Annotated in this window: 14 protein-coding genes; 10 read left to right on the top strand and 4 right to left on the bottom strand. The window is 66.2% G+C overall.

Translation table 11 applies throughout. From position 1 onward, the window contains the following. From IAG39_RS28580 to IAG39_RS28555, 6 genes are all read left to right on the top strand, one after another. Positions 1–723 carry an ABC transporter ATP-binding protein gene (locus IAG39_RS28580; protein WP_118931663.1) on the top strand — a complete coding sequence of 241 codons (723 nt, stop codon included), beginning with the start codon at positions 1–3 and terminating at the stop codon, positions 721–723. A 10-nt stretch (positions 724–733) separates the two neighbouring features. Then, positions 734–1924, top strand: a complete 1191-nt coding sequence (locus IAG39_RS28575) for a CaiB/BaiF CoA transferase family protein (RefSeq protein WP_118931664.1) — start codon at positions 734–736, stop codon at positions 1922–1924. An 11-nt stretch (positions 1925–1935) separates the two neighbouring features. Further along, positions 1936–2889, top strand: a complete 954-nt coding sequence (locus tag IAG39_RS28570) for a hydroxymethylglutaryl-CoA lyase (RefSeq protein ID WP_118931665.1) — start codon at positions 1936–1938, stop codon at positions 2887–2889. Positions 2890–2959: 70 nt separating this feature from the next. Further along, positions 2960–3745 carry a 2-oxo-tetronate isomerase gene (gene otnI / locus IAG39_RS28565; protein ID WP_118931666.1) on the top strand — a complete coding sequence of 262 codons (786 nt, stop codon included), beginning with the start codon at positions 2960–2962 and terminating at the stop codon, positions 3743–3745. A gap of 112 nt (positions 3746–3857) precedes the next feature. Next, complete coding sequence (locus IAG39_RS28560; RefSeq protein WP_059378039.1) at positions 3858–4838, top strand: Bug family tripartite tricarboxylate transporter substrate binding protein; 981 nt, start codon at positions 3858–3860, stop codon at positions 4836–4838. A 112-nt stretch (positions 4839–4950) separates the two neighbouring features. Beyond that, positions 4951–5526 carry a hypothetical protein gene (locus tag IAG39_RS28555; RefSeq protein ID WP_118931667.1) on the top strand — a complete coding sequence of 192 codons (576 nt, stop codon included), beginning with the start codon at positions 4951–4953 and terminating at the stop codon, positions 5524–5526. Between the two features lie 37 nt (positions 5527–5563). On the opposite strand, the gene IAG39_RS28550 is transcribed toward IAG39_RS28555, so the two are convergent. Beyond that, a complete protein-coding gene (locus IAG39_RS28550) occupies positions 5564–6469 on the bottom strand; it encodes an EamA family transporter (protein WP_088143173.1) in 906 nt (301 codons plus the stop codon). Between the two features lie 43 nt (positions 6470–6512). Next, entirely contained in the window at positions 6513–7157 is a 645-nt protein-coding gene (locus IAG39_RS28545; protein ID WP_118931668.1) for a LysE family translocator, read from the bottom strand. A gap of 193 nt (positions 7158–7350) precedes the next feature. Here IAG39_RS28545 and IAG39_RS28540 point away from each other — a divergent pair, with 193 nt between their 5' ends. From IAG39_RS28540 to IAG39_RS28525, 4 genes are all read left to right on the top strand, one after another. After that, positions 7351–7812: an Lrp/AsnC family transcriptional regulator gene (locus tag IAG39_RS28540; RefSeq protein WP_059378035.1), complete on the top strand. Its 462-nt coding sequence runs from the start codon at positions 7351–7353 to the stop codon at positions 7810–7812. A gap of 117 nt (positions 7813–7929) precedes the next feature. Further along, the gene (locus IAG39_RS28535) at positions 7930–8457 is read left to right on the top strand and encodes a DUF4142 domain-containing protein (RefSeq protein ID WP_118931669.1); all 528 of its coding nucleotides are present in this window, start codon (positions 7930–7932) and stop codon (positions 8455–8457) included. Continuing rightward, positions 8450–8824, top strand: coding sequence for a cupredoxin family copper-binding protein (locus IAG39_RS28530; protein WP_240633189.1), 375 nt, complete (start codon positions 8450–8452; stop codon positions 8822–8824). The genes IAG39_RS28535 and IAG39_RS28530 overlap by 8 nt, the downstream gene beginning before the upstream one ends. 21 nt (positions 8825–8845) lie before the next feature. Further along, positions 8846–9538 (top strand): RNA polymerase sigma factor, encoded by a 693-nt coding sequence (locus IAG39_RS28525; RefSeq protein WP_118931670.1) that lies wholly within the window; start codon positions 8846–8848, stop codon positions 9536–9538. Between the two features lie 392 nt (positions 9539–9930). Here the strand turns inward: IAG39_RS28525 and IAG39_RS28520 are convergent, their stop codons facing one another. Continuing rightward, on the bottom strand, positions 9931–12294 hold the full coding sequence (locus tag IAG39_RS28520; RefSeq protein WP_223124323.1) for a copper-transporting P-type ATPase: 2364 nt from the start codon (positions 12292–12294) through the stop codon (positions 9931–9933). 122 nt (positions 12295–12416) lie between these two features. Then, positions 12417–12812: a hypothetical protein gene (locus tag IAG39_RS28515; protein WP_118931673.1), complete on the bottom strand. Its 396-nt coding sequence runs from the start codon at positions 12810–12812 to the stop codon at positions 12417–12419. Between the last annotated feature and the right edge of the window lie 31 nt (positions 12813–12843).

Raw genomic sequence — 12843 nt, 5'->3', positions numbered from 1 at the left:
ATGAGCCGTTTACTCGACATCAAGAACCTGGCGGTCAGCTATGGCGCCGTCAATGCCCTGAAGCAGGTGTCGCTGCATGTGGACACGAACGAGATCGTGACCATCATCGGCGGCAACGGCGCGGGCAAGAGCACCATGATGCGCGCGCTGTCGGGCATCGAGAAATCCACCGGCGACATCGCGTTCGCCGGGCAGGACCTGGGCGGGATCAGCGCGCACAAGCGCGTGGGGCTGGGTATCGCCCACGTGCCGGAAGGGCGCCAGGTATTCCCCGACCAGACCGTCCACGACAACCTGATGCTGGGCGCGTTCCTGCGCAAGGAATCGCCCGCTGAACTGGCTGCGGAGATCGAGCAGTGCTTTGCGATGTTCCCGCGCCTGAAAGAGCGCCGCGCGCAGTACGCGGGCACGCTTTCTGGCGGCGAACAGCAGATGCTGGCCATCTGCCGGGCCCTGATGAGCAAGCCGCGCATCCTGATGCTGGACGAGCCGTCGCTCGGACTGGCGCCGCTGATCGTGGCCGAGATCTTCAAGATCATCAAGTCGTTGAAAGAGCGCGGCATGACGATCCTGCTGGTCGAGCAGATGGCCAACCAGGCGTTGGCTATCTCCGACCGCGCATATGTCCTGGAAGTGGGCTCCATTGTGATGGAGGGCACGGGCCAGGAGTTGTTGGCCAGCGAGCGCGTGCGCGAGGCCTATCTGGGCAAACACAAGAGCTGACGAGGCAATCATGTCATCCAAACCATTGAGCGGTATCCGAGTGCTGGAGTTGGGCCAGCTGATCGCCGGACCGTTCGCCGCCAAGATGCTGGGCGAATTCGGCGCCGAGGTCATCAAGATCGAACCGCCCGGCAAGGGCGATCCGCTGCGCAACTGGCGCCTGATCCACGACGGCACTTCCGTCTGGTGGCAGGTGCAGTCGCGCAACAAGAAATCGGTCAGCCTGGACCTGCGCAAGCCCGAAGCGCAGGACCTGATCCGAGCCTTGGTCAAGGACATCGACGTGGTGGTCGAGAACTTCAAGCCCGGCACCATGGAAGGTTGGGGCCTGGGCTGGGAAGAACTGCGCGCCATCAACCCGCGGCTGGTGATGCTGCGCGTGTCCGGCTACGGTCAGACCGGTCCGTACCGCGATCTGCCCGGATTCGGCGCTATCGGCGAGGCCATGGGCGGACTGCGCCACCTGAGCGGCGAGCCCGACCGCACGCCGGTGCGCGTGGGCGTGTCCATCGGCGATTCGTTGTCAGCGTTGCACGGCGTCATCGGCATCCTGCTGGCGCTGCGCGCGCGCGACCAGAATGGCACGGGCCAGATGATCGACGTGGCGTTGTATGAATCCGTCTTCAACATGATGGAGAGCCTGCTGCCCGAGTATTCGGTGTTCGGCGAGATCCGCCAGCCGGCCGGCAGCAGCCTGCCGGGCATCGCGCCCAGCAATGCTTACCGCTGTCAGGACAACAAGTACGTGCTGATTGCCGGCAATGGCGACAGCATCTTCAAGCGCCTGATGGGCGTGATCGGCCGGCCCGACCTGGCCGAAGCGCCGGAACTGGCAAACAACGCCGGACGCGTGAAGCACGTGGTCATGCTGGACGACGCGATTTCGCAATGGACCGGCCAGCATCCGCTGGACCTGGTGCTGGAGCGCCTGAATGACGGGCAGATTCCCGCGGGCAAGATCTATGACGTGGCCGACATCGCGGCCGACCCGCATTACCAGGCGCGCGGCATGATCCTGGACGGCGCGCTGCCCGACGGCACGCCCGTGCAGGTGCCGGGCATCGTGCCCAAGCTGTCGGAAACCCCGGGCGAAGTGCGCAGCCCGGCGCCCACCCTGGGCCAGGACACCGACGAGGTGCTGGCCGGCCTGGGCATCGGCGAGACGCAGCGCCAGGACTGGCGCACGCGCGGCATCATCTGAGGATAGCGGCCATGAATATGACCAACCCCGAAACCACTGCCAGCCGCCCGCGGCTGTACATCCAGGAAGTCGCGCCGCGCGACGGCTTCCAGAACGAAAAGCAGTTCATCGAAACGCAGGACAAGATCGCCTTCATCAACCGGCTGTCCGCCAGCGGATTCGCCAAGATCGAAGCTACGTCGTTTACGTCGCCCAAGGCCATTCCGGCCCTGCGCGACGCCGAGATCGTGATGCACGAGATCGAGCGCAATCCGGACGTCGTCTACACGGTGCTGGTGCCTAACGTGCGCGGCGCGCAGCGGGCGCTGGAGTGCAAGGTGGACGAGGTCAATCTGGTGATGTCGGTCAGCGAGACCCATAACCGCGCCAACTTGCGCATGACGCGGGAGCAGTCGTTCGAGCAATTGAGCGATGTGGTCAATGCGGTGCGCGGCAGCCGCGTCGCCATCAACGTGTCGCTGTCCACCGTGTTCGGTTGCCCCATGGAAGGCGACATCAATGCCTTCGAGGTGTTCGAACTGGTGGGGCGCTTCGCGGCGTTAGGCGTGGACGGGGTGACGCTGTGCGATACCACCGGCATGGCCTTTCCCACGCAGGTCGGCAAGATCGGGCGCGAGGTTCGCAAGCTGTTCCCGGGATTGATCACCACCATGCACTTCCACAATACGCGCGGCATGGCGCTGGCCAATACGCTGATGGCCATCGAGGCGGGCATCAACCGCTTCGACGCGTCGCTGGGCGGGTTGGGCGGCTGCCCCTACGCGCCTGGCGCCAGCGGCAACGTCTGCACTGAAGAACTGGTGCACATGCTGGAACTGATGGGCTATGACACCGGCGTGGACTTGGACGCCATACTTGGCGTATCGGCGACCTTGCCCGCGCTGGTGGGACACGACATTCCCAGCCAGCTGCTCAAGGCGGGACCGCGGCTGACCCTGCACCCGGCGCCGGACTTCGGCGCCTAGCGCCGCGGCGATGGCGGGGCGGGCGGTTGTGCTAATTTCCATGCATGCCGCCCGGTCCGGAGCCTCCGCCATGTTGAAGTTCGCCGCCAATCTTTCGATGATGTACACGGAACACGCGTTCCTGGACCGCTACGCGGCCGCCGCGGCGGACGGGTACGCCGGCGTGGAATGCATGTTTCCCTACGAGGCCCCGGCTGCCTTCGTGCGCGAGCGCATGGACGCGGCGGGCGTGACGCAGGTGCTCTTCAACGCGCCGCCTGGCGTGGCCGCTCGCGGCGATCGTGGACTGGCCGCGCAGCCGGGCCGGCAGGCGGAATTCCAGGCGGGCATTGAACAGGCGCTGTCCTACGCCACGGCGCTGGCCTGTCCGAATCTCCATGTGATGGCGGGGCTGGTCCAGCCCGGCGCGTCGCGCGAGGCCATGCTGGACTGCTATCGCGAGAACCTGGACTGGGCCGCGCGCCAGGCGCGTTCGGCCGGGGTCACCGTGCTGATCGAACCCATCAATACCCGCGACATACCCGGCTATTTCCTGAATCGCCAGGACGAGGCGCATGCCGTGGTGCAGGCGGTCAATGCGTCCAACCTGAAAGTGCAGATGGATCTCTACCACTGCCAGATCGTCGAGGGCGACGTCACCATGAAGCTGCGCGAATACCTGCCTACCGGGCGGGTCGGCCAGCTGCAGATTGCCGGCGTGCCGCTGCGCCAGGAGCCCGACCGCGGCGAACTGGACTATGGCTGGGTGTTCAACGTGCTGCGCGAACTGGAATACGGCGGCTGGATAGGCTGCGAGTATCGGCCGGCCGCCGGCACGTCGGCGGGCCTGCGCTGGCTTGCCGCCGCGCGCACCTGACCCGTGCCGCGTCCACGGACTTCGGGTTTCTCCCGTGGTGTGTACCTGCGTGCCGAGCCCGATAATAAATCATTAATATGTTAAATAAATAAGCAGGCGAGGAGAGCGCGTCATGTTCAAAGGCACACTGCATCGCGCCTTGCTGGCCGCGGTGCTGGCAGGGGCTGCGATCGTCCCGGGCCAGGCTGCGGCGGCAGGGTTTCCCGATCATCCGATCCGCTGGCTGGTGCCGTTCAGCGCGGGCGGGGGCAGCGACATCGCCACCCGCATCGTCGCCAAGCATGTGGGTGACGCGCTGGGGCAGCCGGTGGTGGTGGAAAATCGTCCGGGCGCGGCCACCATCGTTGCCGCGCAGGAAACCGCCCGCGCGGCGCCTGATGGCTACACCCTGCTGACGGCCGGCATGAGCACGCTGGCGCTGAACCCCTGGCTGTACCAGAAGCTGCCCTATGATCCGGGGAAGGACCTGACCCCGGTTTCCACGCTGGTGTCGCTGCCCATTGTGCTGGTGGTGTCGCCCGATTCCCGGATGCATACGCTGGCCGACGTGAAGGCTTACCTCAAGCGCGATCAGCCGGGCAGCTATGCGTCCCTGGGCGTGGGCAGCCCCCATCACCTGGCCATGGAGCTGTTCCTGGATACCGTCCAGGGCCGCGCCACGGCCATTCCCTACAAGGGCACGCCGCCCGCCCTGCAGGACGTGGCTTCCGGCGTGGTGCCGATGATGATGGCCGACCTGGCCGCCGCCCGGCCCTTGATCCAGGCGGGCAAGCTGCGCGCCATTGCGGTGCCGGCGGCGCAGCGTTCCGGGCAATTGCCGCAGGTGCCGACCTTCGCCGAGGCGGGTGGTCCGGCGTTCGAGGCGGCCGCCTGGCAGGGCGTGGTGGCACCCGCTGGCACGCCAGCGCCAGTGGTGGAGAAGCTCAGCCTGGCCATCGCGCAGGCCTTGCGTTCGCCGGAGGTGGCCGAGCAGTTGAAGCTGCAGGGCATGGAACCCACGGGCAGCACGCCGCAGGCCTTCGCGGACTATGCGCGCAAGGAATACGAGCGCTGGGGGGCGGTGATCCGGAGCAAGAACATTTCCGCCAACTGACGGCGGCCGGTAACAGCCGCCGCAAGGTGTAACCGGCGCGCGCGCGCAGGCGGCGCGGGCGTACGATAAAGACACGTACATCCTGCCCGGCAGCCCGGGCAAGGAGCACATCATGTCTCTGATCGTAGCAGCCCGGTTCGAGGGTTTCGAAGCGGCGAACGCCGCGGCCGAGCGCCTGTCCGCCAGCGGTTTTCCCGACTGGGACATCAATACGTTTTACGTCAATCCGGCCGGCGAGCATGGCCGCTACCCCTTGGGCGGCGACCGCCGCTCCGACCCGGACTCGGGACGCGCCGACATCGGCGCATTTCTGGGCGCGGGCGGGGTGGGCGCAGGTTTTGCGGTGTTTGGCGGGTTCGTGATGTCCGAGATCAGCGATTCCACGCCGCTGATCCTGGCCGCGGCCGGCGTCGGCGCCTATCTGGGATCGCTCTTTGGCGCCCTTTGGGTGACGGGCCACGGCAGCACCCAGCATGGCCATTTCAATCCCGATTCCCATGCCGAGATCCGGCAGGCCGGCGTGATGGTCGCGGTACGCACGCGGCCGCAGCGCGAAATGCTGGCATGCCGCGTCCTGCGCGATGCCGGCGGCGTGGACGTGGAACACGCCAACGGCCGCTGGCGCAACAACCACTGGGAAGACTTCGACCCGCTGGCGCCGCCCCAGCGCGAGATCGGATTCGGCTGAAGCGGCCCTTGGCCACGGCGGCGGCGCGCGTCCGCGCTCAGTCCGGCGCGGGCGTGGGGGCGGTATTTTGCCGCCGGGCGGTCGCCGCGCAGCCTGCGGAAGCGACGATGATCCCGCAGATGGCCAGCCATTGCGTCTGCGACAGTTGCTCGTTCAACACGATCACGCCAGCCAGCGCGCCCATGGCGGGTTCCATGCTGAGCAGCACGCCGAAGGTCTTCTGCGGCAGGCGGCGCAGCGCCACCATTTCCAGCGAATAGGGCAAGGCGCTGGACAGCACGCCCACCGCGATGCCGGCCAGGATCAGGGTCGGGTCCAGCAGGGCCGTGCCGGCGTGCGCAGCGCCTATGGGCAGCGCCACCAGCGTTGCCGCGGTCAGTCCCAGCGAGGTGGCCTGTCCGCCATGCACGTTGCCGGCCATCTTGCCGAAGATGATGTAGAGCGCCCAGCACACCGCCGCGCCCAGCGCAAAGGCGATGCCGACGGGATCCAGGTCATGCACCGATTGCCCAGTGGGAATCAGCAGCACCAGCCCGGCGATGGCGCAGCCGATCCAGACGAAGTCGATGGCGCGCCGCGACAGCGCCACCGCCAGGGTCAGCGGGCCGATGAATTCGATGGCGATGGCCACGCCCAGCGGCAGCGTGCGCAAGGCCATGTAGAACAGCAGGTTCATGCAGGCCAGCGTCACGCCGTACAGCGCGATCTTGGCCGCGGCCTGGCGCGTCAGCGGAAAGCGCCACGGGCGCCAGATCGCCACCAGGATCAGCGCGCCGATGGCGATGCGGTAGGCGGTGGTGCCCTGCGCGCCCACCATTGGGAAGAGCGACTTGGCGAACGACGTGCCAACGCATAGCGAGGCCATCGCGCCGATCAACGACAGGATGGGGAGCAGGGTGGAGGACGACGCGTTGCGTCCGGTGTTCAGGGTTGCGGCGGTCATGGCAATGGCGGAAAGGCTGGATACGTACAGGACGGCGGGCGGCTCAGGGCGTCAGATTTGCGGCGGTGGAGTAAAGCACATACAGCGCCAGGCCGAGCATGACGGCGCCCAGCAGGCCTTGCTGCATGCGCAGGAACCAGGGATTGCGCCCCACCCAGCCGCGGATGCGGGAAGCGCCGTAGGCGAAGAAACTGCCGTAGGGCAGGCTCAAGACTTTCATCGTCACGCCCAGCACCAGCATCTGGATCCACACCGGCCCATTGTCCGGCGTGGTGAACTGCGGCAGGAAGGCGATCATGAACAACAGCACCTTGGGGTTCAGCAGATTGGTCGTGAAGCCCTGCCAGAAGGCGTCGCGCGCATCCCCGGGGCGCGCGGCCAGCGACACGTCGGCCGAGCGCGCGCAGCGGACGATGGCCTTGACGCCCAGGTAGCCCAGGTACATGCCGCCGGCCGCCTTGATCCCCATGAACAGCGACGGGAACGCCTGCAGCACCGAGGCGAGGCCCAGCACCACCGCCGGCACCTGGATGAATCCGGCGGCGACGTTGCCCAGGACGCTATGGAAGGCGGGCCGGAACCCCTGCGTCATGCCCCGGGAAAGGGTCAGCGCCATATCGGGGCCGGGCGTGAGTTTGAGCGCCGCGTCGGCAGCGAGGAACAGCAGGAAAAGCTGGAGTGACGGCATGATACGGGGGGACGGACGTACCCGCGGCGCGGGCAGAGGGCTCTCAGTGTAAGCAAGCCTGCTGAATAATTCCTGCATCGCGGGACGCGGAAATGAAGTTTCCCGTCAAAATGGGGCCGGATTCCGGCGCGGCCGGGCTTAGAATCTGTTGGCGAGCCCTTTCCAGCCCGTTTCCAGCCGTTCCGAGACCCTTATGGAACTAGACGATTTTGACCTTCAGATCCTGCAAAGCCTGCAGGAAGACAACCAGCGCACCAGCCAGGAAGTCGCGCAGCGCGTGAACCTGTCGCCGGTGTCCTGCCTGCGCCGCATGAAGCGGCTGCGCGAATCCAAGGTGGTGCTGGGGGACGTTTCCGTGGTCGATCCGGGTGCCGTGGGCCGCGGCATCATGATGGTCGTGCTGGTGACGCTGGAAAGCGAACGCGCCGACAAGCTCGACCAGTTCAAGCGCGCCATGCAGTCCGCGCCGGAAATCATGCAGTGCCTGTCGGTGACGGGCGAGGTGGACTTCGTCCTGACCATCACCATGCGCGACATGGCCGAATACGAGGCCTTCGCCCAGCGCAATTTCTGGGGCAATCCCAACGTCAAGCGCTTTTCCACGCTGGTGGTGCTGAACCGCGCCAAGTACGGCATGGCGGTGCCGGTGGGCTGATTCCCCCCCGTGCAGTCCGCGCCGGAACGCGGCGCGTTTTCGCGACATCCAACCCCATAAGCAGGCAAGGTTCCTGGCCATTCCGGCCGCGCCTGCATTCATGGTTTGGGGGATGAGATGAAAGCGATTCAAGCAAGATGGTTCCATGCGCTGGCCCTGGTGAGCTGCGGCGTGTTTGCCCATGGCAACGGGCCGACGGATCCGCAGATCGCGGCCATAGTCGTGGTTGCCAACCAGGTCGACATCGACGCCGGCAAACTGGCGCAGGACAAGACCGGCAACAAGGATGTGCGCGAGTTCGCCGCGTTGATGGTGACCGACCATGGCGCCGTCAACCAGTCGGCCGGCGAACTGGTGCAAAAGCTGAAGGTCACGCCCGAACCCAATCCGACCAGCGACAACCTGCAGCAAGGCGGCGACAAGAACCTCGCCGCGCTCAAGGGCATGAGCGGCGCCGCGTTCGACAAGGCTTATGTGGATCACGAGGTGGCCTATCACGAGGCCGTGATCCAGGCGTTGGATACGACCCTGATTCCGGGCGCGACCAACGCGGAGTTGAAGGCCTTGCTGGTCAAGGTGCGGCCCGCGTTCATCGCGCATCTGGAGCATGCCAAATCCCTGCAAAAGAGGCTCAACGGTGGCTGAAAGAACGATCCCCGGCGCGCGCGGGTCCGGACGCGCAAGTCTGGCCGCGCTGGCTGCGGGCCTGTTGCTGGCGGGCGGGTTGGCCACCGCCCAACAGATCCCGCCCGCCACTCAGCAGGCCGAACATGTGGTGACCATCGAAGGGATGCAGTTCACGCCTGCGACGCTGACGCTGAAGCCGGGCGAAAAGGTTACTTGGATCAACAAGGACCTGGTCCCGCATACCGCCTCCGCGGTATCCAAGGCGTTCGACTCAGGGGTTATCGCAGCCGGCGCCTCATGGACCTACACTGTGCGGGAGGCGGGCAGCAGCGCTTATGTCTGCCTGTTCCATCCGACGATGCAGGGCACGTTGATTGCGCAATGACGCATGGCGGAGGTCAGACCCATGACTGCACTTGCGGCGCTGGCGGCACCGCTGGCCGAAGAGGAAGACCTGGCGCTCGCGCATCGCATCGTGGCGGGCGAGCAGACCGCGTTCGAATTGATGATGCGGCGGCACAACCGGCGGCTCTACCGCCTGGCGCGAGCCACCCTGCGCAACGACGCCGACGCCGAGGATGCCTTGCAGGAAGCCTACCTGGCGGCATACCGGAACATGGCCGCGTTCCGCGGCGAATCGACGCTGTTCACCTGGCTGACGCGGCTCTTGCTCAACGAATGCTACGGCCGGCTGCGCAAGCACAGCCGGCGCGAGGCGCTGTTGCCCATCGCCGACGACATAGAGAAAGAGATTGATGCGATGACCATCAACGACTTCAACCCGCCTTACCACGCCGCTGCTCGAGCCGAGCTCAGGGGCCTGCTCGAAGCGCGGCTGGACGCCTTGCCGGTCTCGTTCCGGACCGTGTTCGTGCTGCGCTCGGTCGAGGAGCTTTCCGTCGAGGAAACGGCGCATTGCCTGGGCATCCCCGAAGCCACCGTCCGCAGCCGCCATTTCCGCGCCAACGCCTTGCTGCGCGAGGCGCTGGCGCGGGATGTGGGGGTGGTGGAGAAGAGCTTGTTTGAGTTCGATGGGGATGATTGCGACAGGGTGGTGGCGAGGACGCTGCAGCGGTTGGGCGAGTGTTCCGGAAACTAGGTAAATGTTGATATGTACCTGCATATAGGAACAACGCGTCTGAGCGCAGGCACCTTATAGGCCGAAAACGTCCCATACGCTGTTGTGTGCATCGTCGATGTAGAGCCAGAATTGCTGAAATCCGCAACGACGAGAGAAGCGTATGCAACCGGCGAAGCAAGGGCCCGTGTGTCAGTCTTATAGTGCAAGAATGGGCGTTTCCATTGCCGAGCCTCTAGGTATACTGCGCTTAACAACACCCGCCACACTTCAGGCCTGTGCACGAGCGCAGGCACAGTGCTCCCAGGGCGGGTTTCTCATTTCTGCGATGAATCGAGTTTGGCCAGTGCGAGCGCATTGACGTGGCCGTTCGTACTACCCCAAGTAATGGACGTCCATGCAGTATGGGGCGTTTATTTTTCGCCCCGCAACCTCAACGCATTGAATATCACCGAAGCCGAACTCAGGCTCATCGCCAGCGCCGCAATCATCGGTGACAGCAGCCAGCCCGTGAACGGATACAGCACACCCGCCGCTATCGGCACGCCGATGCCGTTGTAGACGAAGGCGAACATCAGGTTCTGTCGCATGTTGCGCACGGTGTCGATGGAGATCTGGCGCGAGGCGGCGATGCCGCGCAGGTCGCCCTTGACCAGCGTCACCTGGCCGCTGTTCATCGCCACATCGGTGCCCGTGCCCATGGCCACGCCCACGTCGGCGCGCGCCAGTGCCGGCGCGTCGTTGATGCCATCGCCCGCCATCGCCACCACATGGCCGTCCTGTTGCAGCTTTTCCACCAGCGCCAGCTTGTCGGCCGGCTTGACCTCGCCATGCACCTCGTCGATGCGCAGCGCGGCGCCGACGGCGCGGGCGGTGGTCAGGCCGTCGCCTGTCGCCATCACGATGCGCAGACCGCTGCCGTGCAGGTTCTGGATGGCCTCATGCGTGCTGGGCTTGATCGGGTCGGTCACGGCCAGGATCCCGGCGAACTGGCCGTCCACGGCCAGGTGCATGATGCTGGCGCCTTCGCCGCGCAGGCGTTCGCCGTCAGCGCGCAGCGCGTCGACCTGCACGCCTTCCTGTTCCATCAGGGCGGTGTTGCCCAGCGCCAGGCGCTTGCCTTCCACCATGCCGCGCACGCCGATGCCGCTGCCGGAGTCGAAGTCCTCGGCCTTGGCCAGCGTCAGGCCCTGCGCGCGCGCCGCGCTGACGATGGCGTCGGCCAGCGGATGTTCGCTGCCCTGGTCCAGGCTGGCGGCCAGGCGCAGCACCTCGTCGGGCGTGTACCCGGGCGCGGCGACCGCGGTGTCGAAGGCGGGTTTGCCTTCGGTCAGGGTGCCGGTCTTGTCCACGATCAGCGTGTCCACCTCGCGCATCTTTTCGATGGCGCCGGCGTCGCGGAACAGCACGCCCTGTGCGGCGCCGCGGCCCGTGGCCACCATGACCGACATGGGCGTCGCCAGCCCCAGCGCGCAGGGGCAGGCAATGATGAGCACTGCGACCGCGTTGATCAGGCCATACACCCAGCTGGGCTCCGGCCCGAAAAAGCCCCATACCAGCAGCGTGGAGATCGCCACCAGCACCACGCCAATGACGAATTTTCCTGCCACCACGTCCGCCATGCGCTGCATGGGCGCCTTGGAGCGCTGGGCGTTGGCGACCATCTGCACGATTTGCGCCAGCATGGTGGCCGCGCCGACCTTTTCTGACCGCATCACCAGGGTGCCGCTGGTGTTGAGCGTGGCGCCGATCAGCTTGTCGCCTTCGCGCTTGCTGACGGGTACGGGCTCGCCGGTAAGCATGGACTCGTCCACGGCGCTGCGGCCCTCGGTGACGACGCCGTCCACCGGGATTTTCTCGCCGGGGCGCACGCGCAGCAGGTCGCCCACGTGCACGTGATTCAGCGGCACGTCTTCCTCGCTGCCGTCGGCGTTGATGCGCCGCGCCGTCTTGGGCGCCAGGCCGAGCAGGGCCTTGATCGCGGCGGACGTTTGCGAACGCGCCTTCAGTTCCAGGATCTGCCCCAGCATGGTCAGCGAGATGATGACCACGGCGGCCTCGAAGTACACCGCCACGCGGCCCATCGAGACAAAGGAATCCGGGAACACGCCAGGCGCCAGCGTGGCGACCACGCTGTAGATGAACGCGGCCGCCGTGCCCAGGCTGATCAGCGTCCACATGTTCGGACTGCGATGCACCAGGGATTGCCAGCCGCGCACGAAGAACGGCCAGCCCGTCCAAAACACCACCGGCAGGGACAGCGCCAACTCCAGCCAGCTCTGGGTCGCCATGTCGAACCAGCCCAGGCGATGGCCGAGCATGGCCATCACGGCCACGATGAGGGTCAGGGGCAGCGTCCACCAGAAGCGGCGCTGGAAATCCTTGAGTTCGCTGTTGTCTTCCTCGTCCAACGGGATGAGCGGCTCCAGCGTCATGCCGCATTTGGGGCAGTTCCCGGGGTGATCCTGGCGGATCTCCGGGTGCATGGGGCAGGTGTAGATGGTGCCTGGGGGGATCTCGGGGGGCGCGGCAGGCTGGGCGGCGGCGTCGTGGCCTGCCTGGCGGCTACCGTGGTCGGGGCCGTGATGCTGGTGCGCTTCATGGTCGCCGTGTGCATGCGCAGCCTGATCCTGTACCTGTCCTTCTGGCACCAGATGCATCTGGCACTTGGGGCAGCGTCCCGGGTGGTCCTGGCGGATGTCCGGGTGCATGGGGCACACATAGAGCGTGCCGTCCTTCGATGCAGCGTCGCCGTGACGAGAGTGATTCATACCCATCCCTTTCGAGTGCCGGTGTGATCCTTCGTGCGCCTATTATGCCCAGGCCGGACGCCTGCGGCGCAACAGACTTGCCGCAGTGGTATCGCTGCGGGGCCGGCCGCAGCGATGACTCATGGCGGTCAGCCCTTGGCCGCCGGGGAAGTTGCGGGTTCCGCCGCCGACGGCGCATCACCCGCCGGGTTCATCATCGATCCCATCATCTCTTGGCAGCCCTGCATGCGGGCGCCATTGGCGGGCATGGACTTCATGTGGTCGGCCATCAAGGCCTGGCGCTCTTCCGGCGTCCGGGCCGTAGCCATTTTCTGATGCATGCCATTCATGGCCTGCATGTGCGCCTCCATGTTCTTCATCATGCCGCCGCCCGGCGCCATTTGCGGCTTCGAGGCCGGCTCGCTCGCCGCGGCGGGAGTGGCGTGATGCGTGGAATGCTCGCTGCCCGCGGCCTGCGCGTGGGCCGCGCCGATCAAGCCCAGGCTCAACGCGCATGCGCTGAAAAAGGTGGTCAGGGTCTTCATGTTCAGCTCCTTTCTGTGGTCTGGAAGTGCA

The sequence above is a fragment of the Achromobacter xylosoxidans genome, from assembly GCF_014490035.1.
In the GTDB taxonomy this organism is placed as follows: Bacteria; Pseudomonadota; Gammaproteobacteria; order Burkholderiales; family Burkholderiaceae_B; genus Achromobacter; species Achromobacter bronchisepticus_A.
This window is presented reverse-complemented; position numbering and strand designations above follow the sequence as displayed.